Below are 23,876 nucleotides of genomic sequence, written 5' to 3'. Positions count from 1 at the left end.
TCAGACGTCCAGTTCGATGACCAGAGGCACGTGGTCCGAGGGCTTGTCCCAGCCCCGTACGTCGCGATGGATCGACACCCCCAGCAGGCGGTCCGCCGCCTGGGGCGAGAGCAGGGCGTGGTCGATCCGGATGCCGTTGTTCCGCTGCCAGGCGCCTGCCTGATAGTCCCAGAAGGTATAGGCGCCGGGCGCGCCGTCGGCTTGCAGGTAGGCTTCGGTCAGGCCCAGGTTCTTCAGCGCCCGGAACGCCGCCCGGCTCTCGGGCTGGAAGAGGGCGTCGTCCGTCCATTTGTCGGGGTGCTCGGCGTCCCGCGGTTCGGGGATCACATTGTAGTCGCCCATCAGGGCGAAGGGCTCCTCCCAGGACAGGAGGTCCTGGGCGTGGCGATGCAGCCGCCGCATCCAGGCCAGCTTGTAGGCGAACTTCTCGGTCGCGACGGGATTGCCGTTGGGCAGGTAGATGGAGGCGACCCGGACCGGAGTCGGCCCCGACACGAGCGCCTCCACATAGCGGGCCTGTTCGTCGACCTCGTCGCCAGATCCGGGAAGGAGGGGCAGTCCGCGGCGAACGTCCTCCAGGGGGGGCTTCGACAACAGCGCGACGCCATTGTAGGTCTTCTGGCCGTGGACGGCGATATTATAGCCAAGTCTTTCAAAGGCTTCGGCCGGAAATTTCTCGTCGATGCACTTGATCTCCTGGAGGCAGGCGACGTCGGGTCTGGCGGCCTCGAACCAGCGGACGACGGTCTCCAGCCGGGCGTTGACCGAGTTGACGTTCCAGGTGGCGATGCGCATCGAAGGCTCCCGTTCGGCGGCGAACCTAGGGGTGTCCGCCCCGCGGCTCAACGGCCCCCTGTCCGGCGCAACCGCGCAGGGCGGGCGCCTGCAAGGAGCGACCCTATGAGTCTCCGCCTCCACGGCCACCCGCTGTCGTCGTTCTGCTGGAAGGCCCTGACCGCACTCTACGAGGACGACGCCGAATTCGAGTTCGTGCTGGTCGACCTGTCCGACCCGGAGGCGGCGGCCCGGTTCCGGCGGATATCGCCGCTGGGCATGATGCCGGCGCTGGAGGACACCGCGGCGGGCCGGGTCGTTCTCGAAAGCAGCCTGGTGATCGAGCATCTCGACCTCCGTCGCGGCGAGTCGCGTTTCCTGCCGGCCGATCCCGCGGCCGCGCAGGAGGTCCGCTTCTGGGACCGGTTCTACGATCTCTACGTCCAGGGGCCGATGCAGCGCATCGTGGCCGACCGACTGCGCCCGGCGGCCGCGCGACCCATTCGGCGTGGCGCGCGCCCGCGAACAGCTTCGGGAAGCCTATGCCCATGCGGAAGGCGTGATGGTCGGCCGGACCTGGGCGGCCGGCGAGGCGTTCACCCTGGCCGACTGCGCGGCTGCGCCGGCGCTGACCTACGGCGAGAAGGTCGAACCCTTTTCGCCGGCCCATCCGGCCCTGACCGCCTATCTCGCGCGGCTGGAGGCGCGGCCCAGCTTCGCCCGCGTCCTGGCCGAGGTCGCGCCCTACGCCCACATGTTCCCGACCGGTTGAGCGGAGGCCCGGCTTGACCGCCCGCGCCCGGCGTGGGCCATTCGGCTCCATGAGGACCGGGACGCTCATGGGCGCAGCAGGCTGGCTGGCGCTGGCGGTGGGATCGGCGGCGCACGCCCAGCCCGCGGCCGACGCCCGCCCGCAGGCCGGTCCGCAGCCGGCCGGTCCCTCCGAAACCGGTTCCCGGGAGGCCGGGGCGGCCGATCCGGAGGCCGAGCCGCCGATTCTTCCGCTGGGCGCCTCGCTGGGCGAGGCCTGTGCGCCCGAGAAGCTGTTCCGCGCCACCGTCCGCAACATTTCGCCGGGCCTGCCGGCGTCCGCCCGCGCGGCCCAGCCGCGGCAGATGTGGCGCCAGGGCCAGCTCTATTTCCGCAGCGAGGAGCAGCCCGATCCCGTTCGGGGCGACCAGGCCGTCGCCATCGTGGCCGAGCCGGACATCTGGATGGCGAACCTGGCCACCCGCGAGGCGCGGCATACCATCGATCCCGGTCCCGAGCTGGTGGTGCGCGCGCCGATCCTGCCGTTGGCCCCAGACCTTCCGGCGACCTTCCGCGGCCTGGAGTTCGGCTGCGAGCCCGAGTTCGTCGCCCGCCATGCGCCCCAGCCGGAGCGCACCGTGCCGTGGGGCTCGGCGCAGGCCACGCTGCACACCGTCACCTCGGGCGAGCACAGCATCGCGTTCCTGATGGACCTGCGGCGCGAACGGCCGCTGATGGTCAGCTACCAGCGGGCCGGCCGGCCGGTGATGGTGCTGCGCTACGACGACTACCGCCGGGGCCTGCCCGACCGGCCCGACCTGTTCGCGCCGCCCAGGAACTTCAAGATCATACCGGCCGGAGAGGGGCCGCCGCCGCGCCCGCTGCCGGTCGATCCCTGAGCTGTTCGGAGTCCGAAAGGATCAGATCGAGAAGCTGACGCCGCAGCCGCAGCTCGACTTGGCGTTGGGGTTGCGCACGCGGAACTCGGCGCCGGCCAGTTCGTCGACGAAATCGATCTCGGAGCCTTTCAGGAAGGCGAGGGACACCTCGTCCACGAGGGCCGCGGCGCCGTCACGTTCGATCCGCAGGTCGTCGGGGGCGGCCTCCTCCACCAGATCGAACTGGTACTGGAAGCCCGAACAGCCGCCGCCTTCCACCGCGACGCGCAGCATCACGGCGCGTCCCTCGCGGGCGCCGATGGCCTGGAGCCGCCGGGCGGCGGCGGGGGAGAGGGTGACGCCGGACGCGTTGTCTGGGCTCATGCTCAGTCTGGGCTCGTGCTCACGGGTGCTTAGACGAATTGTGGGCCTGGACTATATGAGGGCCTTCCCGGCTTCGACCAAGAGGCCGTCACGCAGAACCGTTCGATGGCCGCCTTCAATCCCGCCCGCGTCGCCTACGCCGAGAGTCCCGCTGCGTCGCGCGGCCGCAAGGTTCCGGAGGACGCCAGCCGCACCCGCACCGACTTCGCCCGAGACCGGGACCGGATCATCCATTCCACGGCCTTCCGCCGGCTGAAGGAGAAGACCCAGGTCTTCGTGGCCCACGAGGGCGACCACTTCCGCACGCGCCTGACCCACAGCCTGGAGGTGGCCCAGATCGCCCGTTCGCTGGCGACCGCCCTGGGACTGGACGCCGACCTGGCCGAGACGATCGCGCTGGCGCACGACCTGGGCCACCCGCCCTTCGGCCACGCCGGCGAGGACGAGCTGCAGGTGCAGATGCAGAGCTTCGGCGGCTTCGACCACAACGTGCAGACGTTCCGCGTCGTCACGAAGCTGGAGCGCCGCTATCCGCGCTTCGACGGCCTGAACCTCACCTGGGAGACCCTGGAAGGGGTCATCAAGCACAACGGCCCGGTGGTGGACCAGCTCGCCAAGCCGTCGTGGAGCGCCATCTCGGAGTTCGACGCCGAGTACGGACTGCGCCTGGACACCTGGGCGTCGGCCGAGGCCCAGGTGGCGGCCCTGTCGGACGACATCGCCTACAACAACCACGACGTGGACGACGGCGTGCTGGCCGGACTGTTCGCCCTGGAGGAGCTGGCCGAGATCCCGCTCATCGGCCCGCATGTGAAGAGCACCTGGGCCGACTATCCCGGCTGCGAGCCCGGAATCGTGCGGCTGGAGGCCGTGCGCCGCATGATCGGCGCGATGGTCGACGACGTGATGTCCGAGACCCGGCGGCGGGCCGCAGCGGGCCGGGTGGGCTCGCCCGAGGACGTCCGGGTGCTGGGCCACGCGCTGGTCGCCTTCTCGCGCGACATGGTCGAGGACCTGGGCTCGCTGCGTCACTTCCTGATGGAGCGGATGTACCGCTACTGGAAGGTGAACCGCACCCGCAGTCAGGCGCGCCGCATCCTGGCCGAGATGTTCCAGCTCTTCATGGCCGAGCCCGACGTGCTGCCGGCCGAGTGGTACGCCCGCGTCCAGGGGCGGGACGATGCGGGGCGGGCGCGGGTGGTCTGCGACTACATCGGCGGCATGACCGACCGGTTCGCCATCGAGGAGCATCGCAAGCTGTTCCACCTCGACATCTGGAACTGACCGGATGGAGGCGCTGGTCGTCCGCGGCCCCATGTTCCATTCCCGGGGCGACGAAGAGGCGTTCTTCTGGTGGATGCGGCGTATCCGCGCCGTGCAGCGCGTCTCCAGCCGCGGCCACGATCTCCATATCCAGCTTCGTCCGGGCGCCATCTCGGCGGACGAGCGGCGCGAATTCCGCTCGATCTTCCATCGCTACGGGATGGACACCTCGGGGCTGGACGGACTCTGAGGTCCGCCCACAGGTTTCCGCGCGGCGCCACACTGCGGCCCGCAGCGGGTTGGATAGACTGTGACCGAAAGGGTGCGATTCGCGCCTCGATCCTTCGGAGCGGCCCATGTCCGACCCAGAGCGCGGCGCCTATGCGCCCCCCCACGCCGACGCGCCGCTGAGCTTCGACCCACGCCAGCCCGAACGTGGCGCGCGGCCTCTGCCGCTGACCCTCGTGCTGAGCGTGCTGGTGCTGGCCGGCCTGGTGGCGGCGATCTTCTGGTTCTACCAGTCCGGAGTCCGGCAGGCGGGCGATGCGCCGCCCGTCGTCGGCGCGCCGGTGGCCGAACTGAAGGCGCCTGCGCCGGCCGAGGCCCAGCCGCAGGACCCCGCAGCGGGCCTGCAGATCTACCAGTCCGACGCGACGGCGCCGCTCGAAACCCTGCCCGAGCCCAAGTTCACGCCGCCGCCCGAGCAGCCGCAGCCGCGCCCGACGACGCCGGTGGTGGTGGCCCAGGCGCCGCCCGTGAAGCCCGCCGCGCCGCCGTCCGCCGAGACCGCCCAGGCGCTGAAGCCGGCGATTCCGGCTGCGCCGAAGCCGGCGCCCGCCCCGGTGGCGTCCGCGCCGGTTCAGAAGACTCCCGCGCCGCCGCCCGAGAAGAAGGTCGCGGCGGCCGAGCCCAAGACGGCTCCACAGCCCAAGCCTCAGGCCGTCGCCGGCGGAGCCGCGGTGCAGATCGGGGCCGTCTCCTCGACCGCGCTCGCCGACCGGGCCTGGAACGAGGCGGTGGCCGCGGCGCCGGGCCTGGCCGCGGGCAAGGGCAAGAGCGTGGAGAAGATCGAACGCGACGGCGCCACGCTCTATCGCACCGCCGTCACGGGTTTCGCCTCGCGAAGCGACGCGGCCGCGTTCTGCGACCGGCTCAAGGCGGCCGGAAAGAGCTGCTTCGTCCGGTGACCGTCGGCGCCTGCATCCTCGGCTGTTCGGGGACCGTCCTCACGCGGGACGAGCGGGCGTTCTTCGCCGAGGCGCAGCCCTGGGGGTTCATCCTCTTCGCCCGGAACATCGGCGCGCCCGATCAGGTGCGGGCGCTGACCGGCGCCCTGCGCGAGGCGGTGGCGCGCGCGGATGCGCCGATCCTGGTCGACCAGGAGGGGGGGCGCGTCCAGCGCCTGGGACCGCCACACTGGCCCCGCCGCCCGGCGGCCGGGGATTTCGCCCGGCTGCGCGACCTGGCCTCGACTCCCGACCTCGTGAGGCTGGGCGCGCGCCTCCTGGCTCACGACCTCGCCGCCGTCGGCATCGACGTGAACTGCCTGCCCGTCCTCGATACGCCGGACCCCGGCGCCCACAGGGTCATCGGGGACCGCGCCTATGGCGGCGATCCGGACGTGGTCGCCGTCCTGGGCCGGGCGGCCGCCGAGGGCCTGATCGCCGGCGGCGTGCTGCCGGTTGTCAAGCACATCCCGGGGCACGGGCGCGCCCGGGCGGACAGCCATGAGGTCCTGCCCGTGGTCGAGGCCTCGCTCGACGAACTGGCGGCGCGCGACTTCGTCCCGTTCCGGGCGCTGTCGGACATGCCGCTGGCGATGACGGCCCACGTCCGGTTCGCCGCGCTGGACCGCCGGCGGCCGGCGACGCTGTCGCGGCGCACGATCCGGGCGGCCGTGCGCGGCGCTATCGGCTTCGACGGCCTGCTGATCAGCGACGACATCGGCATGAAGGCCCTGTCGGGGCCTCTGGAAGCGCGGGCCCGGGCGGCCCGCGTCGCCGGCTGCGACGTCGTCCTGCACGGGGCCGGCGACCTGGGCGGCATGCGGGAGGTCGCCGCCGGCGCGGGTCGCCTCGGCGGCGCCTCGGCGCGCCGCGCGCGGGCGGCGCTGGCCCGGCGGCCGCGGGCGCCCGAGCCGTTCGATGCGCGGGAATCCCAGGCTCGCTTCGACGCCGCCTTCGGGGGAAGGTTCGCGGCATGAGCGGCCCGTTCCAGCCCACGCTCGACTTCCACGCGGCGGCCACGGCCGCCGAGGACGGCGAGGCGCTGATCGTCGACATCGACGGCTACGAAGGCCCGCTGCATGTCCTCCTGGCTCTGGCCCGCACCCAGAAGGTGGACCTGCTCAGACTGTCGGTGCTGAAGCTGGCGGAGCAGTACCTGGCGTTCGTGCAGGAGGCGCGCCGCCGGCGCTTCTCGCTGGCGGCCGACTACCTCGTGATGGCCGCCTGGCTGGCCTATCTGAAGTCTCGCCTGCTGCTGCCCAAGCCCGAGCGCCCCAAGGCCGAGGAGCCGCCGGCCGAGGAGATCGCCCAGCGGCTGGCGTTCCGCCTGGCCAAGCTGGAGGCCATGCGCACGGCGTCGGACCGACTGGCCGAGCTATCCCTGCTGGGCCGAGACGTGTTCGGCCGCGGCGATCCCGAGGCGATCCGCATCGTCCCGTCGGGACGCCTCGAAGGCGACCTCTACGAACTGATGGGCGCCTATATCGCCCAGCGCCAGAAGGAGGCCCAGCGCAGCTACAAGCCCAAGCCGCCGGCCGCCTATCCCCTGGAGGACGCCCGCGACCGCCTGCGCCGCCTGCTGCCCGACCTGGATCGCTGGACGCCCCTGGCCGGGGTGGCGCCGATGGGAACGCCCACGGCGGGGCCGACCCGCGCCAGCTACGTGGCCTCGACGCTCTCGGCCAGCCTGGAGCTGGTGAAGGAGGGGGCGATGGAGGCCCGCCAGCTCGAGGCCTTCGCCGACATCTATCTTCGGGCGCGGAAGGGCGGGGAGGCGACGGCATGACCGACCCGCACGAGACCGCCCGCGAGATCGAGGCGCTGCTGTTCGCGGCGGCCGGGCCGCTGACCGAGGCCGACCTTGCGCGTCGCCTGCCCGAGGGTGCGGATGTCGCCGGCGGCGTGGCGCTGCTGGCGGGCCTGTACGAGGGGCGGGGCGTGGTCCTGGCGAACGTGGCCGGGGGCTGGCGATTCCAGACGGCCCAGGACTTGGCCTGGCTGATGACCGAGGAGCGGGACGAGCCGCGCCGGCTCTCGCGGGCGGCGCAGGAGACGCTGGCCATCATCGCCTATCACCAGCCGGTCACCCGCGCCGAGATCGAGGCGGTGCGCGGCGTGCAGGCCAGCCGCGGGACGCTGGACGTCCTGCTGGAGCTGGGACTGGTGCGGATGCGCGGCCGACGGCGCACGCCGGGCCGCCCCGTCACCTTCGGCACCACCGACGCCTTCCTGGAGCACTACGGCCTGGCCAGCCTCGCGGACCTGCCGGGAATGGCCGAAATGAAGGCCGCGGGGCTGCTGGCCCTGGACCTGCCGTCGGACTTCGCAGTCCCCAATCCCGATGCGCCCGCGCCCGACGAGGACCCGCTGGAGCCGGATTCGCCGGAATTCCACGTCGACTTCCTTGCGGAGGACGATCCGCGCTGATCGCGCAAGCGTGCGGCGACGGGGCGTTGGCTTGGACGCCCCGTCGCGACTATATAGGCGTTTGAAGAACGGGCGCGCGGCGCAGGTGCCGCAGGTTTCGCCCAGGGAGAGTTCCGCGCATGGGCGCACTCAGCATCTGGCACATCCTTCTCGTGGTGGTCGTCTTCGCCGTCCTGTTCGGCGGCCGGGGGAAGATTTCCAGCCTGATGGGCGACACGGCCAAGGGCATTCGCGCCTTTCGCGACGGCCTGAAGAACGAAGACGCTCCGGACGAGGCCAAGAAGAGCCTGCCGCAGGACGAGAAGGACAGCGCGCGCAGCTGAGGCTGCGTCGGTCACGGCTTTTCGCGCCGGCCGCCTTGATGGGGCCGGCGCTTCTCATTAGGCGTCCCTGATGCTCCCGGAAATCGGCGGTCTCGAGTGGCTGGTGATCGCGGTCGTCGCACTCGTGGTGATCGGTCCCAAGGACCTGCCCGTCATGATGCGCAGGCTGGGTCAGTTCACCGCGAAGCTGCGGGGAATGGCGGCCGAGTTTCGCTCCAGCTTCGACGAAATGGCGCGGCAGTCCGAGCTGGAAGACCTGCGGAAGGAGGTCGAGGCCATGCGTCGCGGCCAGTTCGGCGCCATCGGCGACGTGGGCGGCGAGATGCGGTCGGCCGTCAGCGAGATCGAGTCCAGCCTGGGCGACGTGGGCGTGCAGCTCAATCAACCCTCGAGCTACGCGTACGACGCCCCGCAGCCGCCTCCGGAGATCGCGGAGGCGCCGGCTGCGACGTCCGAGCCCGCGAAGACGCCGTCCAGGCGGCGTAAGCCCGCAGCCGCCGCGAAGGCGTCGCCCAAGGCCGCGAAGGGGCCCGCGCCCGCAGCCGTCTCTTCCAAGAGCACGACGCGCAAGTCCGCGGCCAGCAAGTCCGAGGCGGGCAAGCCCGCAGTCCGCAAACCCGCGGCCCGCAAGGCGGCTGGAAAAGCCGCCGAGACGGTGGCGGAGGCGTCCAGGACGCGCCGCCGTTCGGCCAAGATCGTCGAGGGCGGCGCGTGAACGACTACGACCGCGACGAAGCCGAGATCGAGGCGTCCCGCGCCCCGTTGCTGGATCACCTGGTCGAGCTGCGGAAGCGCCTGATCGTCTGCGTGGCGGCGGTGATCGCCGGCTTCGCGCTGTGCTTCGCGTTCGCCGACCCGATCTATCAGTTCCTGCTGCATCCCTTCAAAATGGCGGCCCAGATCTACGCCGCTTCCAAGGAGGGGCACGGGGGCGGGGCGGGGCCCTTCGACCTGCTCTTCGTGCTGACGGGGATCAAGGAGGCTCCGGCGGCCTCGGGCGACCTGCGTCTCATGTTCACGGCACCGCTGGAATTCTTCTTCACCAAACTGAAGCTGGCCGGCTTCGGGGCGGTGGTGCTGACCTTCCCGATCCTGGCCTGGCAGGTCTACGCCTTCGTGGCTCCGGGGCTCTACAAGCGCGAACGCCACGCGTTCCTGCCGTTCCTGTTCGCCGCGCCGCTGCTGTTCCTGCTGGGTGCGGCGCTGGTCTACTTCATCATCCTGCCGTTCGTGCTGTGGTTCTCGCTCAGCCAGCAGATCATGGGCGCTGGCGTGGCGGTGGAGCTGCTGCCGAAGGTGTCGGACTACCTTACCCTGGTCACGACCCTGCTGCTGGCGTTCGGCCTCTGCTTCCAGCTCCCCGTGGTGCTGACGCTGCTGGGCCTGGCCGGGATCGTGAACTCGGCCATGCTGATGAAGGGCTGGCGCTACGCCGTCTTCGGCGTGGTGGTCGTGGCCGCCATCGTGACGCCGCCCGATCCCATCAGCCAACTCCTGCTGGCGACGCCCATCGTGGGACTCTACTTCGTCTCCATCGGCTGCGTGAAGCTGATCGAGCTGCGCCGCAAGAAGGCCGACGAAGCGCCTGGCACGGACATCGTCGCCACCTGATCCCGCCCCCGCCGCTTCGCAGGGGAAGTAGGGCGGGGGAAGTAAGGGGGGAGGTAAGGGTTGGCGCGGCTTCCGACGCGCTCTAGAGAAACCGCTTCCCACATCCTCCAGCGGCGCCCATGCACGACATCCGAGCCATTCGCGAAACCCCCGAGCTTTACGAGAAAGCCTGGGCGGCGAAGGGCTCGTCCGGCCGCGTGGCCGAGATCCTGGACCTGGACGCCCGGCTGCGCGCCGCCCAGACGGCCGGTCAGCAGGCGCAGGCCGAGCGGAACGACGCCTCGAAGCGGATCGGCCAGGCCAAGGCCCGGAAGGACGAGGCCGAGGCCCAGGCGCTGATGGCGCAGGTGGAGTCCCTCAAGGGCGCCCTGGCCGAGCACGCCGAGGCCGAGCGGACCGCCGGCGAGCAACTCCGGGCGATCGTCTCGTCGCTGCCGAACCTTCCCGCGCCCGACGTGCCCCCGGGGGCCGACGAGAACGACAACGTCGAGGTCCGGCGCTGGGGCCAGCCCTTCGCGATCGCCGCGCCGAAGGATCACACGACCCTGGGCGAGGCGTCGCGCCTCATGGACTTCGAGGCGGCGGCCCGCATGAGCGGCGCCCGGTTCGTGGTGCTGAAGGGCGAGCTGGCGCGGCTGGAGCGGGCGGTGGGCCAGTTCATGCTCGACATCCAGACCCGCGAGCACGGCTATCTCGAAGTGGCGCCGCCGCTGCTGGTCCGCAGCGAGACGATGTTCGGCACCGGCCAGCTTCCGAAGTTCACGGACGATCAGTTCGCGGCGTTCCCGGGGCTGGAGACCGCCCGCGCGGTGGCCGACCCCAGCGAGGCGCCCGAGCTGCGCTGGCTCATCCCCACCGCCGAGGTCTCGCTGACCAACCTCGTGCGCGAGCAGATCACGGCCGAGGAGGAGCTGCCGATGCGCCTCACGGCGCTGACCCACTGCTTCCGGGCCGAGGCCGGCGCCTCGGGCCGCGACACGCGCGGCATGATCCGCCAGCACCAGTTCCAGAAGGTCGAGATGGTCTCGATCACCACGCCCGAGCAGTCGGAAGACGAGCACGAGCGGATGGTCGGATGCGCCGAGGCGGTGCTGAAGCGCCTGGAGCTGCCGTTCCGCACCATGCTGCTGTGCGCCGGCGACATGGGCTTCTCGGCCCGCAAGACCTACGACCTGGAGGTCTGGCTGCCGTCCGAGGACCGCTACCGCGAGATCAGCTCGTGCTCGAACTGCGGAGATTTCCAGGCCCGCCGGATGGACGCCCGGACCAAGAAGGCCGGTGAGAAGGGCACGCGGTTCGTCCACACCCTGAACGGATCGGGCCTGGCCGTGGGCCGCACGCTGGTGGCGATCATGGAGAACTACCAGGACGAGGGCGGCCGCATCGCCATCCCGCAGGCGTTGCACCCCTACATGCCCGGCGTGACGCACATCGGGGGGCGGGGCTGATGCGCATCCTGGTGACCAACGACGACGGCATCAACGCCGAAGGCCTGGAGGCGCTGGAACGCATCGCGCGGGCGTTGTCCGACGACGTCTGGATCGTCGCGCCCGAATACGAGCAGTCGGGCGCCAGCCGCGCCCTGACGCTGGACGAACCGATCCGCATCCGCAAACTCTCGGATCGCAAGTTCTCGACCACCGGCACGCCGACGGACTGCGTGATGCTGGGCGTCCACGAACTGGTGCAGGGGGCGCGGCCCGATCTGGTCCTCTCGGGCGTGAACCGGGGCGCGAACCTCGCCGAGGACGTGACCATGTCGGGCACGGTCGCCGGGGCCATCGAGGGCATGGCGCTGGGCATTCCGGCCATCGCGCTCTCGCAGATGGGCTTCTACGAACCCGGCGCGTCGTACGAGGCGGCCGAGACGTTCGGCCCCGGGATCGTCAAGCGGCTGGTCGAGCTGGGCTGGCCCGGCGACGTGGTGCTGAACATCAACTTCCCGAACCGGCCCGTCGAGGAGATCCAGGAGGTCGAGGTGACGCGGCAGGGCTTCCGGGACGTCCACGTCCGCCACGCCGAAAAGCGCACCGACCTGCGGGGCAAGGAGTACTACTGGGTCGGCTTCCGCCAGGAGCGGTCCAGCCCGCCGGAAGGCACCGATCTGCGCGCGCTGTACGACGGCAAGATCTCGGTCACCCCGCTTCACATCGACCTGACGCACAACGCGACCCTGCGCGACCTGAAAGGGCAGCTCGGCGGCGTTCCGCCGAAGGTCTGAGCATGGCCGAGCCGATCGACCCGCCCGAGACCCAGATGGCGCGCCTGGTGCTGGCGCTGCGTTCGCAGGGCGTGACCGAGCCCAAGGTGCTGACGGCGATCGAGACCACGCCGCGGCCGCTGTTCACCCAGGAGCTGTTCCGCGATCGGGCCTTCGAGGATTCGGCGCTGCCGATCGCCTGCGGCCAGACCATCAGCCAGCCCTTCGTCGTGGGCCTGATGACCCAGGCGCTGAAGATCGACCGACGCGACCGGGTGCTGGAGATCGGCACCGGCAGCGGCTACCAGACGACCATCCTCTCCAAGCTGGCGCGGCTGGTCTACACGGTGGAGCGATACCGCACGCTGATGCGCGAGGCCGAGGCGCGGTTCCGGGAACTGACGCTGACCAACATCATCACCCGCTTCGGCGACGGCGGGGAAGGGTGGCCCGAACAGGCCCCGTTCGACCGCATTATGGTCACAGCTGCAGCGCCTGATGAGCCCGCGGCGCTTCTCGCCCAGCTCAAGCCGGCCGGCATCCTCGTGGCGCCGATCGGCCGTGGGCCGGTGCAGGTGCTGCGGCGATACGTCGGCGACGGGCAGGGGGGCTTCGCGGTGGAAGATCTGATCGACGTCCGCTTCGTCCCGCTGCTGGACGGCGTGGCCAAGGAACTCTGACCTTTTCGTGTTCGGCAGGCGGGTTGGCGGGGGCGCTGCCCCGCCGCCATCATCCGACAGCCCCCGACTGATTCTGAATAACGACCCCGGAGCGGCGATGACTCTTCCCCTCGAACGCACGGCCCTGATCCTCCTGGCGGGCACGGCGCTGACCGCCTGCGCCAGCCCCAGCTATCCGATCCACACGCCGCTCGTTCAGGTCCCACCCCATCCTGCGGCGCCGCCGCCTGCGGGGCTGGCCCAGGCGCCCGGCGACTCCTGGGGCGCGTCACCGACGGTTCCTACCGCCACCACGCCGGTCCAGGCGGCGGAACTCGCGCCGCTGGCTCCCGCCGCCCCACGCCCGGTCGCCCCGAACTCGACGACCTCGAACTCGGCCACCCCGTACTCTGCCACCCCGTACTCGGCCGGGACGCCGCGCGCGGAACCTCCAGTCCTGGCGCTGGCTCCGACCGGCCAGGACGCCGCCGCCCGCGCGCAGGGGCGCGGAGGGCCGGCGACCTACACCGTTCGCAGCGGAGATACGCTGGCGGCCATCGCCCAGCGGCTGGGGACCGACGTGCAGGCCCTGGCGCGGGCCAACGACCTCAACTCGCCCTATCGCATCCGGCCGGGCCAGGTGCTCAAGAATCCCAACGCCGCGCCTCCGGCCAGGGCCCGTCCGCCCGAGCGGCCGGCGCAGGCTCCGGCGTCGGGTTCCGGCGAAAGCTACCGCGTGCAGCCGGGCGACACCCTGTTCGGTCTCGCGGTGCGCTTCGGCGTCACGGTCGACGCCCTTCGCGCCGCCAACGGCATGTCGGACGGCGCGCAGCTCCTGGCCGGACGCACATTGCGCATTCCGGGGCAGGGCGCCCCTGCGCCGGCGCCCGACGAGGACGCTGAACTCGCCGAACGGCTGGCGTCCCGCACGCAGGTCGCCCCCGAGTCGCCGCCGCCATCCCAGGGTCCGCCGTCCCGCGCGCCGAGCGCCGCCACCGATGGCGAGCGGACCACCACCACGCGTCTCGTCACCGGCCGGGTGGTGGACGTTCAGGTCCCGGGCGAAGCCTACAAGGTGAAGGCTGGCGACAACCTGGACCGCATCGCCCGACGCCTCGACAGCACGGTCGCCGAGCTGGCCCGCATCAACAAGCTGAAGACGCCCTACACCTTGCAGCCGGGGCAGACGATCCGCGGACCGGGCAGCACGGCCAAGGCCTATGTGACGGTGCGTGGCGACACGGTCGCCGACGTGGCCCGTCGATTCGGCGTCACCGAGGCCCAGCTCCGTTCGGCCAACGGCCTGCGCCGGGGCGCGAGCCTGGCCGCGGGACGCCGCCTGACGCTGCCGGCGGGATACCGCGACCGCGGCCCGATCACCACGACCGTGCGCGCACCCGCTCCGGCGCCCGTGCCCACTCCGGCGCCGGGACGCCCTGCGCCGCCGCCGACGTCCGAAACGCCGCCGTCCGTGGCGCCGCCGCCCCCCGTGGCGCAGCCTTCGCGTCCGCCGCCGCGCCCGCCGTCGTCAGGCCTGCCCGACCGCCCGCAGCCGTACCAGGCCCCGCCGGGCGGCGTGGCCGGCGCACCGGTTCCGACGCCGGCGCCGTCCGACGCCCAGATCGCCGAGATGGGCCGCGGCCTGTTCATCTGGCCCTTGCGGGGGGCGATCATCTCGAACTTCGGGGGTCGGGGACAGGGGCCGCGCAACGACGGCCTGAACATCCGCGCCGGAGCGGGCGAGCCGGTCCGCGCGGCGGCCGATGGCGATGTGGTCTATGCGGGCGATCAGGTGCCGGGCTTCGGCAACCTCGTGCTGGTCAAGCACGACGACGGCTGGGTCACGGCCTATGGCCACCTGAGCCGGGTGGACGTCCGGATGCAGCAGAAGGTGACCCAGGGCCAGCAGATCGGCCAGGCCGGGGCCACGGGCGGCGTGTCCGAGCCCCAGCTCCACTTCGAGATCCGCTACGCGCCCAATCCGCAGGAACGCGCGCGGCCGATCGACCCGAACCTGGTCCTGCCGCGCTGAATGTCGGCGTCAGAGGGGCAGGGCCTTGCCCTGCTCCCCGGCCAGGTCGCGGATGAACTGCCAGGCCACGCGGCCCGAGCGGGAGCCGCGGAGTTGCGCCCATTGCAGGGCCCGGCGCTCCATGTCAGGCGCCGCCAGGCCGAAGCGCTCGGCATAGGCGGCGACGGCGGCCAGATAGGTGGGCTGGTCCATGGGCGGGAAGCCGATCCAGAGGCCGAACCGGTCTGAGACGCTGACTTCCTCCTCGGCGTCCTCGTTGGCGGCCAGCATCCCGCGATCTTCCTGGTGGCCGCGAGGCATCAGGTGGCGGCGGTTGGAGGTCGCCACGAACATGACATTGGCCGGCGGTCCCGAAACGCCGCCCTCCAGCGCCGACTTCAGCGCCTTGGCCGCCGCCGCGCCTTCCTCGAACGAGAGGTCGTCGCACAGTACGACGAAATGTTCGGGCCGCGCGCGCAGGACATCGAACAGGGCCGGCAGCGCCGTGACCTGATCCCGGTCCACCTCCACGAGCTTCAGATCGGTCCGCTGGGTCGCGACGGCCATGAAGGCGGCCTTGGCCAGCGAGCTCTTGCCCGTCCCGCGGACGCCCCACAGCAGGGCGTGGTTGCTGGGCACGCCGCGGGCGAAGCGATCCAGGTTCTCGACGAACCGGGCCTTCTGCCGATCGACGCCCACGAGGCTGTCCAGGCCGAGCGGATAGTCGGGGGCCGGATGAAACGCGCCGGTGGCCGGGTCGTGCCGGAACAGGCGCGCCGTATCGAACGCGGGCGGGGCGGGCGGCGGGGGCGCCAGGCGCTCCAGCGCCTCGGCGATGCGGGCCAGCAAGGGGGAGGTGTCGCTCTGCATGGCGTGGCGCCTATCACACGGTCCCGTTCCATTGCAAAAGCGGGACGCTGCGCATAGCTTCCGCCGACTTTGGCGGGCGCCCATATGCGGGAGCGCCCGCGGCCATACACGGCGAGATTCTCGGAGAGACGATGTTCGCGACCCCTGCCTACGCCCAAGCCGCCGGAGCCGCCGCCCCGGGGGGCATGGAGGCGATGCTGATCAACTTCCTGCCGCTGATCGCGCTGGTCGTCCTGTTCTACTTCCTGATGATCCGGCCGCAGCAGCGGCGGATGAAGCAGCACCGTTCCATGCTGGACGGGTTGAAGCGCGGCGACCAGGTGGTGCTGTCCTCGGGGATGCTGGGCAAGGTGGTCCGGGTCGAGGACGCCGAAGTGGGGGTCGAAGTCGCCTCGGGCGTGACCGTCAAGGTGGTGAAGTCGATGATCGCCGACGTCCGCGCCAAGGGCGAACCGGCGCCCGCCAACGATTCCAAGGCCTGAGGCCCTTAAGGGACGCCCCTTCCGATGCTCACCCTTTCGCGCTGGAAGGTCATTCTCGTCGTCGTGTCGGTGGTGTTCGGCGTGCTCTTCGCGCTGCCGAACTTCTTGCCGCAGTCGGTGCGGGACAGCCTTCCCGGCTTCATACCGAAGAACACGCTGAACCTCGGGCTGGACCTCCAGGGCGGCTCGTACCTGCTGCTCGAGGTGGATACCGAGGCGCTGCGCGCCGAGCGGCTCGCCAACATGGCCGAGGACGTGCGGACCACGCTCCGCGGCGAGGACATCGCGTTCTCGGAACTGGCCGTGGCGGATGGGGGCATCAACCTGCGGATCAACGACGCGGGGCAGGTGAGTCCGGCGCTGACGCTCCTGCGGAACAACATCGGCAACGCGCTGGTCGGCGTGATGGGCGGGCGGGACGTCAACATCAGCAACCGGGGCAACCAACGGCTGCGCATCGAATTCGTGCCCGAGGCGTTCTCGGCCGAGGCCGCCAAGGCGGTCGAGCAGTCCATCGAGATCATCCGCCGGCGGATCGACGAACTCGGCACGCGTGAGCCGACGATCGTCCGTCAGGGGGTCAACCGTGTCGTGGTGGCGGCGCCCGGCGAGAGCGATCCCGAGCGCCTGAAGGCCATCCTGGGCCGCACGGCCAAACTGACCTTCCACATGGTGGACGAGACCGCCGACGTCGCCGCGGCGATGGCCGGCCGGGTGCCGCCGGGCCGCCTGCTGCTGCCCAGCGACGACGGCGGGATGCTGGTGGTCGAGCGCCGGTCGCTGATCACCGGCGAGATGCTGACGGACGCCCAGTCGGGCTTCAACCAGCAGACCGGCCAGGCGGTCGTGAACTTCCGCTTCAATTCCACCGGGGCCCGCCGGTTCGGCCAGGTGACCACCCAGAACGTCGGCAAGCGTTTCGCCATCGTGCTGGACGACCGCATCATGTCGGCGCCCAACATCAACGAGCCGATCACCGGCGGCTCGGGCCAGATCAGCGGCAGCTTCACGCCGCAGACGGCGAACGACCTGGCCGTGGTGCTTCGCGCCGGCGCGCTGCCGACCCGCCTGAACGTCGAGGAGCAGCGCACCGTCGGCGCCGAACTGGGGGCCGACGCCATCGTCGCCGGCCAGATCTCGGCGGTCGGATCGTTCGTGCTGGTGCTGGCCTTCATGATCCTGGCCTACGGCTTCCTCTTCGGGGGCGTGGCGATCGTCTCGCTGCTGGTGAACGGCCTGCTGATCGTGGCCGCCATGTCGCTGACCCAGGCGACGCTGACACTTCCGGGGATCGCCGGCCTGATCCTGACCCTGGCCGTGGCGGTGGACGCCAACGTGCTGATCTACGAGCGGATACGCGACGAGATTCGTGCGGGACGGACGATCATATCGGCGATGGACGCAGGCTTCGGCCGCGCCATGCTGACGATCCTCGACGCCAACATCACCAACCTGGGCGCCGCGCTGATCATGTTCGGCCTGGGCGCCGGCCCTGTGAAGGGCTTCGCCTGGACTCTCTCCATCGGCGTGTTCACCTCGGTCTTCACGGCCGTGCTGATCACCCAGGTCCTGCTGGCGGTCTGGCTGAAGACGGCCCGTCCCAAGTCTCTTCCGATCGTGTGAGCCCGCCCATGAGCAAGACCCGTTCGTCCTGGTGGCCGCTCATCAAGCTGCTGCCGGTCCAGACCAACTTCCGGTTCATGCGCTACGCCAAGCTGGCGCTGGGGCTGTCCATCGCCGTGAGCCTGGCGTCGCTCGCCGTCACGGTCTTTCCGCTGAAGCCGCCATGCGGCGGACTGAACTGCGGCGTCGATTTCCGGGGCGGCACGGTCCTGGAACTGAAGACGGTCCAGCCCGCCGACATCGGCCAGATCCGCTCGACCCTGTCGAGCATGCGCCTGGGCGACGTCCAGGTGCAGGCCTTCGGCAGCCCCAACGACGTGCTCGTCCGTTTCGAGAGCCCCGAGGGGCAGGACGCGAACGCCGTCTCAGAGGGCGTCAAGGCGGCGCTGACCCGTGAACTGGGTCCGGTCAACTTCGTGCGGACAGAGGTGGTCGGTCCCAAGGTGTCGGGCGAACTGCTGACCAACGGCGTGCTGGCGCTGCTGCTCGGCATCGGCCTGATGGCGGTCTACATCTGGTTCCGTTTCGGCCTGACGTTCGGTCTGGGCGCCATGGCGGCGCTGTTCCACGACGTGATCCTGACGTTCGGCCTGTTCGCCGTGACCGGGATGGAGTTCTCGCTGAACGCGGTGGCGGCGATCCTGACCATCATCGGCTACTCGGTGAACGACACGATCGTGGTTCTGGACCGCGTCCGCGAGAATCTGCGGAAATACAAGCGCATGTCGCTGGCCGAAGTCATCGACCTGTCGATCAACCAGACGCTGTCGCGGACGATCATCACCGGCGTGACGGGGGTCATGGCCCTGGGCGTGCTGGCGGCCTTCGGCGGCGACACCCTGTTCGGCTTCTCGATCTCGATGATCTTCGGCATCGTCGTGGGCACCTACTCGTCGTTCTACATCGCCGCCTCGGTGGTTCTCCTGCTCGGCGTCAAGCGCGGCGAGGAGACCGAGACCGAGGCCGCCAAGCCGCTCGACGCGCGGCCCTGACGCGGTGGCCCGCGACGCCCCGGTCATCGAGGCCTACGGCGGCGGAGGATTCCGCCTGTCGGGCGGGCGACACGAGGGGTCGGTCCTCATCCTCGGGGACGAGCCGCGGAACTGGCCTGTCGGCGCGCTGTCCGACCTGACGATGGCGGACTTCGAACCGGTGTTGGCCGCCGGGGCGTCGGAGGTGGAATTCGTCCTGCTGGGTGTGGGCGCACGCAACGCCCTGCCGCCCCGCGGCGTGCGCGAGGGGCTCCAGGCGGCCGGCATCGGCCTGGAGTTCATGGACACCCCCTCGGCCGCGCGGCTCTACAATCTGCTGACGTCGGAAGGCCGGCGGCTGGCGGCCGCGCTGATCGCTGTCTGAGCGTCAGCTTCCGGCGGGCCGCGAATGGCCCTATACCTCCACGCCAGGGCAGGGATTCACGAGGGCAAGTTGATGGCAGGACTACTTTCCAACTTTCGCAACACGATGATCGTCAGCTTCGTGCTGGCGCTGGTCATCGTGGGCGGCTACGCGGCACACAGCGGCGGCGGCGCGGATCAGATCTTCTGGACGGCGGTGGCGCGCTGGCTCCACACCTTCTTCGGCATCCTGTGGATCGGGCTGCTGTATTATTTCAACTTCGTCCAGATCCGGAAGATGCCCGAGATCCCGGCCGAGCTGAAGCCGGCGGTCTCCAAGTACATCGCCCCCGAGGCGCTGTTCTGGTTCCGCTACGCCGCCCTGGCCACCTGGGTCATGGGCGTGATCCTGGCGTACCTGCGCGGCTATCTGTTCGACGCGTTCAGCCTGGGCGCGCTGAGCGGCTTCGCCAACCCGCAGATCACGCTGATCGGCCTGGGCATGTGGCTGGCCACGATCATGTTCTTCAACGTCTGGGCCTTCATCTGGCCGGCGCAGAAGATCGCGCTGGGTATCGTGGAGGGCGACGCCGACGCCAAGGCTGCGGCCGGTCGCAAGGCCATGATCTTCTCGCGCACCAACACGCTGCTGTCGGTGCCGATGCTGGTCACCATGACCATGAGCCAGACGATCTTCGGCTAGGCCGGAGTCATCCGACGGGAAGGCCCGCCCCTGCGGCGGGCCTTTTTCGTTTTACGCCCCATTCCGCGTTTCGAGATCATGAGCGACGACCTCGACGACCTGATCCGCCGCACCGACCCCGACCGCTGGCTCTCCAGCCGGTTCGTGGCCGATGGCGGCCTGCGGGCCGATGCGGTCGCAATCTACGCCTACGATCACGAACTGGCCCGCGCGCCGCGCGTGGCCTCCAATCCGCTGCTGGCCGAGATCCGCCTGACCTGGTGGCGCGAGGCGCTGGACGAGATCTACGAGGGGCGCCACGTCCGCCATCATCCGACCGCCCAGGCGCTGGCGGCCGCGGTCGCGCGCCACGGCCTGTCGCGGGCGCCGCTGGAGGCGATGATCGACGGCCGTTATCGCGAACTGGACGCCACGCCGATGACGGAGACGGAGGTCCTGGAGTGGGCGAGGCAAACCGGCGGACGGGCGGCCGAGGCCGTCGCGTACATCCTCGATCCCCGGGGGCCGTCGGATGCCGCGCTGGACGCCGGCGCCGTCTGGGCGATGGGACGACGTGATCCCGCCCTGGTGTCGAAGCCGGCCTCGGACCTGTCTGCGGCCCTCACCGTTGGCGCAAGGGCCGGCGCGCGCCGGCTGGGCGTCCGGGCGTTTCCCGCGGTGGCCCACGCCGCCCTGGCCCTGCATCCGGCGCGCACCGAACTGGGCAAGCGCCTGCGTGTGACCTGGGCGGTCGCCCGCGGGCGAATCTGAGCCGCGCGGAGCCTATGCGGGTTCGGCCGCCCGGGCGTCTTCTCGCCAGACGGCGAGATCGGCCAGGGCGCGCTCGCCCATCATGCGCTTCTTCGCCCGCGTCTTCTCCTTGGCGCCCAGGCGGCGTCCCTCTGCGTCGCGTTTCGGCGGCGCCATGGGGGGCAGGAGCCCGTAGTTGATGTTCATGGGCTGGAACGAGCCGGCCCCGCCTTCCAGGTGGCCGCCGGTGATGTGGCCGATCAGGCCGCCCAGGGCCGTGGTCGCCGGCGGCGGGTCGATGGGGCGACCCAGGCGTTCGGCCGCCGCGAAGCGCCCGGCCAGCAGGCCCACGGCGGCGCTCTCCACATAACCCTCTACCCCGGTGACCTGGCCCGCGAACCGCAGGCGCGGCTGGGCCTTCAGCCGCAGCGACCTGTCCAGCAGGCGCGGGCTGTTGATGAAGGTGTTGCGGTGCAGCCCGCCCAGGCGCGCGAAGACCGCCCTCTCCAGGCCGGGAATGGTGCGGAAGATCTCGGTCTGGGCGCCGTGCTTCAGCTTGGTCTGGAAGCCCACCATGTTCCAGAGCGTGCCCAACGCGTTGTCCTGCCGGAGCTGGACCACGGCGTAGGGCTTCTCGTCCGGCTTGTGGGCGTTGGTGAGGCCGACAGGCTTCATGGGGCCGTGGCGCAGGGTTTCGCGCCCGCGCTCGGCCATCACCTCGATCGGCAGGCAGCCGTCGAAGTAGGGCACGTTCTCCCAGTCCTTGAACTCGGACTTCGGACCGGCCAGCAGGGCGTCGATGAAGGCCTCATACTGCGCCTGGTCCATCGGGCAGTTGATGTAGGCGGTCGCGTCGCCGCCAGGACCTTCCTTGTCGTAGCGCGACTGCCGCCAGGCCACGTCCATGTCGACCGACTCGACGTTCACGATCGGGGCGATGGCGTCGAAGAACGCGAGCTGGTCTTCGCCGGTCAACGCCAGGACGGCCCCGGCCAGGGCCGGCGAGGTGAGGGGGCCGGTGGCCACGATCACGCTGTCCCACTCGGCGGGCGGCAGGCCGGCCACTTCCTCGCGGGCGAGGGTGACCAGCGGATGGGCCGACAGGCGGTCGGTCACGGCCTGACTGAAGCCTTCGCGGTCGACGGCCAGGGCGCCGCCGGCCGGGACCTGGTGCGCATCGCCCGCCGCCATGATGATCGAGTCCAGCGCCCGCATCTCGGCGTGGAGCAGGCCCACGGCGTTGCCGGCCCAGTCGTCGGCCCGGAACGAGTTGGAGCAGACCAGTTCGGCCAGCTTGTCGGTCTGGTGGGCGTCGGTGCCGCGGACGGGACGCATTTCGTGGATCACGACGGGCACGCCCGCCTGGGCGATCTGCCAGGCGGCTTCCGAGCCGGCCAGGCCCCCGCCGATCACATGGATGGGTTTCGACATGCGTGGCCTAGTAGCAACTCCGTCGCAGGATCGCGAGCGAGGCCTTGCGGGCGCGCCCCGGTGCGCGCCACATTGCGACGGGAAGGGTGGCCTGCGTCGTACGCCGGGCCGAAGGGATGAGGATGACAGGGTTTTCGGCGACTGACGCCGCGTTGGAAGGCTTTCGGATCACCCGAGAAAGGCCCCGAGCCCTCATTGCCTGGACCCTCTTCTGCTTCGCGGTCAGCGTCGTCAGCGTCCTGATCACGGTCAACATGCCGGCCGAGGCGCGCGAGGCGATGGAGCAGCTTCAGAGCGACCCCAGCCAGCCGCCGGACCCTGCGGTGCTGATCCAGACGCTCACGGTCCTTTCGCCGGTAATCCTCTTCGGTCTGGCGGTCCAGTGCGTAATGGCGGCCGCGGTCTACCGGATCGTCCTGGCGCCCGAGGACGGCAAGTTCAGCTACCTGCGGCTGGGCCCTGACGAGTTCCGGCTGATGGCGCTCACGCTGATCTATGTCGTGCTGGGCGTCTGTCTGTTCGCCGCGGGCCAGATCGCGGTGGGGCTGGTGTCCTTCGTGGCCTCGCTGGCCGGCCAGGCCGCCTTCACCTTCGTCTTCATGGCCGCCGAACTGTTTCTCCTCGGCCTGCTGTTCTACGTCGCCGTAAGGATGTCGTTGGCGCCGGTCGTCACGTTCGACCGCAAGCGGCTGGCGATCCTGGATTCGTGGGCGCTCACCAGAGGACAGTTCCCGCGGCTTCTGGGCGCCTATGTCCTGGCGATCTGCTGCGTGATCGTCGTGGCGATCCTGGTGATGATGATCTTCTTCATGCTGTCGGGGATCGTCATGCTGTCGATCGGCGGAAGCCTCGCCGACCTCTCGCGCGTGTTCCAGCCGGACGAGACGACGATCCGGACGTACCTGAACCCCTTCATGATCGCCTACATGGTGGTCGGCGCCATCTTCACCGCCGTCTACTACGCGGTCATCGCCGCCCCCGGGGCGTGGGCCTACCGGGGGCTGACGGGGCGCACGGAATAGGCGCCTACGCGGCGGCGCTGGGCCGTGACGAGACGCGCTCGCGCCAGGCCTTCAGGTTGGCATGCTCGTCGGCGATCGGCAGGCCGATCCAGTCGGCGAAGTCCACCGTGGAGATCAGGCAGATGTCGGCCACGCTGTAACGGTCGCCGGCCACGAACGGCCTGTCCTTCAGCTCGCCGTCCAGCCAGCGCTGTGCGCCCGCGTAGGTCTCGCGATTGGACTCCCCGAAGTCCTTGTACTGGGTCAGCAGCGACGCGGTGAGCGGGTGGGCGTGGCGCCAGAAGTTCCCGACCGGCGACATCACGGTGAACTCCACCCGGCGGATCCACATGTCCACCTGGGCCTTCTCCACGGCGGTCGTGCCGAACAGGGGCGGCTTGGGATGCGTCTCCTCGAAGTACCGGCAGATGGCCACGGTCTCTGAGATACAGGTCCCGTCGTCCAGTTCCAGGGTCGGCACCTGGCCCAGGCTGTTGCGCGCCCGGTGTTCGGGGCTCTTGTGCTCGCGCTTCATGAGGCTGACCGGCGTCTCGGCCAGCTCGACGCCCTTCTCGGCCAGGAAGATACGCACGCGGCGCGGATTCGGCGCCGGCATCGGCGCGCCATACAGGATCAAATTCACCTCCCGGGCGGTCTTGTTTGGGAGGACGGTAGTGCAAATGCGCCCGGGAGCAACAGGGGCGGTCGGTACGGCCAGGCCGCCGTCCAACCGCCTGCCGCGCTCAGTCGCGGAGCGACGCCGGAACCTTGCCGCCGTTCTTTTCCAGGGCCACCCAGACCGCCTTGATCAGGGCGATGTTCTGTTCGGCGCTGCCGTGCGGCCCGGCGTCGACCGCCAGATCCGCGGCCAGTTCCTTGCGCGCCGCAAGACTGGAATCGAGGTCGAGGAGCTTCAGCAGGTCGACGATCGAGGTGCGCCAGTTGCCGCCGCCGCCCTTGGAGGCGGCGAGTTCCACGAGGACGGCCTCGACGTCCACGGGCTCGGCAGGCGGGGCCGCCGCTGGAGCGGCCGTGGCGGCGGGCGCTGAAGCTGGGGCGGCCGCCGGGGCCGCCGGCTTCTTGCGGTTGAAGATCTTGTCCATCATCGAGCTGAAGATGCCCATGGTCTCGCCTCCGGGAGTGCTGTCAGACGCCATAACGGTTCATCCAAGGCAGAGGTTGCTTCCGCCTTGTCCC

At 70.6% G+C, this 23,876-nt stretch carries 28 protein-coding genes and 1 pseudogene; 23 read left to right on the top strand and 6 right to left on the bottom strand.

Features of this window, described 5'->3' with window-relative positions; all coding sequences use genetic code 11:
* Window positions 1-795 carry an exodeoxyribonuclease III gene (xth, locus tag ABS78_RS13910; RefSeq protein WP_293380192.1) on the bottom strand — a complete coding sequence of 265 codons (795 nt, stop codon included), beginning with the start codon at window positions 793-795 and terminating at the stop codon, window positions 1-3.
* A gap of 105 nt (window positions 796-900) precedes the next feature.
* Here xth and ABS78_RS13905 point away from each other — a divergent pair.
* The 3 genes and pseudogenes from ABS78_RS13905 to ABS78_RS13895 form a co-directional block, all read left to right on the top strand.
* Window positions 901-1,083: pseudogene (locus tag ABS78_RS13905) on the top strand (glutathione S-transferase N-terminal domain-containing protein); the annotation flags it as partial.
* Window positions 1,084-1,282: 199 nt separating this feature from the next.
* Complete coding sequence (locus tag ABS78_RS13900; RefSeq protein WP_293380189.1) at window positions 1,283-1,546, top strand: glutathione binding-like protein; 264 nt, start codon at window positions 1,283-1,285, stop codon at window positions 1,544-1,546.
* A 13-nt stretch (window positions 1,547-1,559) separates the two neighbouring features.
* Complete coding sequence (locus ABS78_RS13895; protein WP_293380186.1) at window positions 1,560-2,423, top strand: hypothetical protein; 864 nt, start codon at window positions 1,560-1,562, stop codon at window positions 2,421-2,423.
* A gap of 21 nt (window positions 2,424-2,444) precedes the next feature.
* Here ABS78_RS13895 and erpA read toward each other — a convergent pair whose 3' ends face one another.
* A complete protein-coding gene (gene erpA, locus ABS78_RS13890) occupies window positions 2,445-2,786 on the bottom strand; it encodes an iron-sulfur cluster insertion protein ErpA (RefSeq protein ID WP_293380183.1) in 342 nt (113 codons plus the stop codon).
* Between the two features lie 105 nt (window positions 2,787-2,891).
* Here erpA and ABS78_RS13885 point away from each other — a divergent pair, with 105 nt between their 5' ends.
* The 13 genes from ABS78_RS13885 to ABS78_RS13825 all read left to right on the top strand — a co-directional run bounded on the left by ABS78_RS13885 (window position 2,892) and on the right by ABS78_RS13825 (window position 14,527).
* Window positions 2,892-4,070, top strand: a complete 1,179-nt coding sequence (locus ABS78_RS13885) for a deoxyguanosinetriphosphate triphosphohydrolase (RefSeq protein WP_293380180.1) — start codon at window positions 2,892-2,894, stop codon at window positions 4,068-4,070.
* Between the two features lie 4 nt (window positions 4,071-4,074).
* Window positions 4,075-4,299: a hypothetical protein gene (locus tag ABS78_RS13880; RefSeq protein ID WP_293380177.1), complete on the top strand. Its 225-nt coding sequence runs from the start codon at window positions 4,075-4,077 to the stop codon at window positions 4,297-4,299.
* A gap of 106 nt (window positions 4,300-4,405) precedes the next feature.
* Window positions 4,406-5,236, top strand: a complete 831-nt coding sequence (locus ABS78_RS13875; RefSeq protein ID WP_293380174.1) for an SPOR domain-containing protein — start codon at window positions 4,406-4,408, stop codon at window positions 5,234-5,236.
* Window positions 5,233-6,252, top strand: coding sequence for a beta-N-acetylhexosaminidase (gene nagZ, locus ABS78_RS13870; RefSeq protein WP_293380171.1), 1,020 nt, complete (start codon window positions 5,233-5,235; stop codon window positions 6,250-6,252). The genes ABS78_RS13875 and nagZ overlap by 4 nt, the downstream gene beginning before the upstream one ends.
* Window positions 6,249-7,061 carry a ScpA family protein gene (locus tag ABS78_RS13865; protein WP_293380168.1) on the top strand — a complete coding sequence of 271 codons (813 nt, stop codon included), beginning with the start codon at window positions 6,249-6,251 and terminating at the stop codon, window positions 7,059-7,061. Before nagZ ends, ABS78_RS13865 begins: the two co-directional genes overlap by 4 nt.
* The gene (gene scpB, locus ABS78_RS13860; protein ID WP_293380165.1) at window positions 7,058-7,702 is read left to right on the top strand and encodes an SMC-Scp complex subunit ScpB; all 645 of its coding nucleotides are present in this window, start codon (window positions 7,058-7,060) and stop codon (window positions 7,700-7,702) included. The genes ABS78_RS13865 and scpB overlap by 4 nt, the downstream gene beginning before the upstream one ends.
* A gap of 119 nt (window positions 7,703-7,821) precedes the next feature.
* Window positions 7,822-8,025 (top strand): twin-arginine translocase TatA/TatE family subunit, encoded by a 204-nt coding sequence (locus ABS78_RS13855; RefSeq protein WP_293380162.1) that lies wholly within the window; start codon window positions 7,822-7,824, stop codon window positions 8,023-8,025.
* Window positions 8,026-8,095: 70 nt separating this feature from the next.
* Complete coding sequence (gene tatB / locus ABS78_RS13850; protein WP_293380159.1) at window positions 8,096-8,740, top strand: Sec-independent protein translocase protein TatB; 645 nt, start codon at window positions 8,096-8,098, stop codon at window positions 8,738-8,740.
* Window positions 8,737-9,636 carry a twin-arginine translocase subunit TatC gene (tatC, locus tag ABS78_RS13845; protein ID WP_293380156.1) on the top strand — a complete coding sequence of 300 codons (900 nt, stop codon included), beginning with the start codon at window positions 8,737-8,739 and terminating at the stop codon, window positions 9,634-9,636. The genes tatB and tatC overlap by 4 nt, the downstream gene beginning before the upstream one ends.
* A 119-nt stretch (window positions 9,637-9,755) precedes the next feature.
* Complete coding sequence (serS, locus tag ABS78_RS13840) at window positions 9,756-11,084, top strand: serine--tRNA ligase (RefSeq protein WP_293380153.1); 1,329 nt, start codon at window positions 9,756-9,758, stop codon at window positions 11,082-11,084.
* Window positions 11,084-11,857: a 5'/3'-nucleotidase SurE gene (gene surE / locus ABS78_RS13835; RefSeq protein ID WP_293380150.1), complete on the top strand. Its 774-nt coding sequence runs from the start codon at window positions 11,084-11,086 to the stop codon at window positions 11,855-11,857. Before serS ends, surE begins: the two co-directional genes overlap by 1 nt.
* Before the next feature lie 2 nt (window positions 11,858-11,859).
* Window positions 11,860-12,516, top strand: coding sequence for a protein-L-isoaspartate(D-aspartate) O-methyltransferase (locus ABS78_RS13830; protein WP_293380147.1), 657 nt, complete (start codon window positions 11,860-11,862; stop codon window positions 12,514-12,516).
* A gap of 97 nt (window positions 12,517-12,613) precedes the next feature.
* Window positions 12,614-14,527 carry a LysM peptidoglycan-binding domain-containing protein gene (locus ABS78_RS13825; RefSeq protein WP_293380144.1) on the top strand — a complete coding sequence of 638 codons (1,914 nt, stop codon included), beginning with the start codon at window positions 12,614-12,616 and terminating at the stop codon, window positions 14,525-14,527.
* A 9-nt stretch (window positions 14,528-14,536) separates the two neighbouring features.
* Here the strand turns inward: ABS78_RS13825 and ABS78_RS13820 are convergent, their stop codons facing one another.
* On the bottom strand, window positions 14,537-15,376 hold the full coding sequence (locus ABS78_RS13820; RefSeq protein ID WP_293380141.1) for an ATP-binding protein: 840 nt from the start codon (window positions 15,374-15,376) through the stop codon (window positions 14,537-14,539).
* 131 nt (window positions 15,377-15,507) lie between these two features.
* On the opposite strand from ABS78_RS13820, the gene yajC reads away from it, so the two are divergent.
* From yajC to ABS78_RS13790, 6 genes are all read left to right on the top strand, one after another.
* Entirely contained in the window at window positions 15,508-15,858 is a 351-nt protein-coding gene (gene yajC, locus ABS78_RS13815; protein ID WP_293380138.1) for a preprotein translocase subunit YajC, read from the top strand.
* A 24-nt stretch (window positions 15,859-15,882) separates the two neighbouring features.
* Window positions 15,883-17,481: a protein translocase subunit SecD gene (gene secD, locus ABS78_RS13810; RefSeq protein WP_293380134.1), complete on the top strand. Its 1,599-nt coding sequence runs from the start codon at window positions 15,883-15,885 to the stop codon at window positions 17,479-17,481.
* 8 nt (window positions 17,482-17,489) lie between these two features.
* Window positions 17,490-18,473, top strand: a complete 984-nt coding sequence (secF, locus tag ABS78_RS13805; protein ID WP_293380131.1) for a protein translocase subunit SecF — start codon at window positions 17,490-17,492, stop codon at window positions 18,471-18,473.
* A 4-nt stretch (window positions 18,474-18,477) separates the two neighbouring features.
* Entirely contained in the window at window positions 18,478-18,837 is a 360-nt protein-coding gene (locus ABS78_RS13800; RefSeq protein WP_293380128.1) for an MTH938/NDUFAF3 family protein, read from the top strand.
* 72 nt (window positions 18,838-18,909) lie between these two features.
* Window positions 18,910-19,518: a urate hydroxylase PuuD gene (locus tag ABS78_RS13795; protein WP_293380125.1), complete on the top strand. Its 609-nt coding sequence runs from the start codon at window positions 18,910-18,912 to the stop codon at window positions 19,516-19,518.
* A 78-nt stretch (window positions 19,519-19,596) separates the two neighbouring features.
* Window positions 19,597-20,268, top strand: coding sequence for a squalene/phytoene synthase family protein (locus tag ABS78_RS13790; RefSeq protein WP_293380122.1), 672 nt, complete (start codon window positions 19,597-19,599; stop codon window positions 20,266-20,268).
* Window positions 20,269-20,280: 12 nt separating this feature from the next.
* On the opposite strand, the gene trmFO is transcribed toward ABS78_RS13790, so the two are convergent.
* Window positions 20,281-21,678, bottom strand: a complete 1,398-nt coding sequence (trmFO, locus tag ABS78_RS13785; protein ID WP_293380119.1) for a methylenetetrahydrofolate--tRNA-(uracil(54)-C(5))-methyltransferase (FADH(2)-oxidizing) TrmFO — start codon at window positions 21,676-21,678, stop codon at window positions 20,281-20,283.
* A 122-nt stretch (window positions 21,679-21,800) separates the two neighbouring features.
* Here trmFO and ABS78_RS13780 point away from each other — a divergent pair, with 122 nt between their 5' ends.
* Entirely contained in the window at window positions 21,801-22,700 is a 900-nt protein-coding gene (locus ABS78_RS13780; protein ID WP_293380116.1) for a hypothetical protein, read from the top strand.
* Between the two features lie 4 nt (window positions 22,701-22,704).
* Here the strand turns inward: ABS78_RS13780 and ABS78_RS13775 are convergent, their stop codons facing one another.
* Together ABS78_RS13775 and ABS78_RS13770 are read right to left on the bottom strand one after the other, a co-directional pair.
* Window positions 22,705-23,316, bottom strand: a complete 612-nt coding sequence (locus ABS78_RS13775) for a glutathione S-transferase family protein (RefSeq protein ID WP_293380114.1) — start codon at window positions 23,314-23,316, stop codon at window positions 22,705-22,707.
* Window positions 23,317-23,422: 106 nt separating this feature from the next.
* Entirely contained in the window at window positions 23,423-23,803 is a 381-nt protein-coding gene (locus ABS78_RS13770) for a DUF3597 family protein (protein WP_293380111.1), read from the bottom strand.
* Window positions 23,804-23,876: the final 73 nt, after the last annotated feature.

Origin of the sequence: Phenylobacterium sp. SCN 70-31, from assembly GCF_001724605.1 — a bacterium.
Lineage (GTDB): Bacteria > Pseudomonadota > Alphaproteobacteria > Caulobacterales > Caulobacteraceae > Phenylobacterium.
Note: the sequence above shows the minus strand (reverse complement) of the source record. Positions and strands in the feature narration are given on the sequence as shown.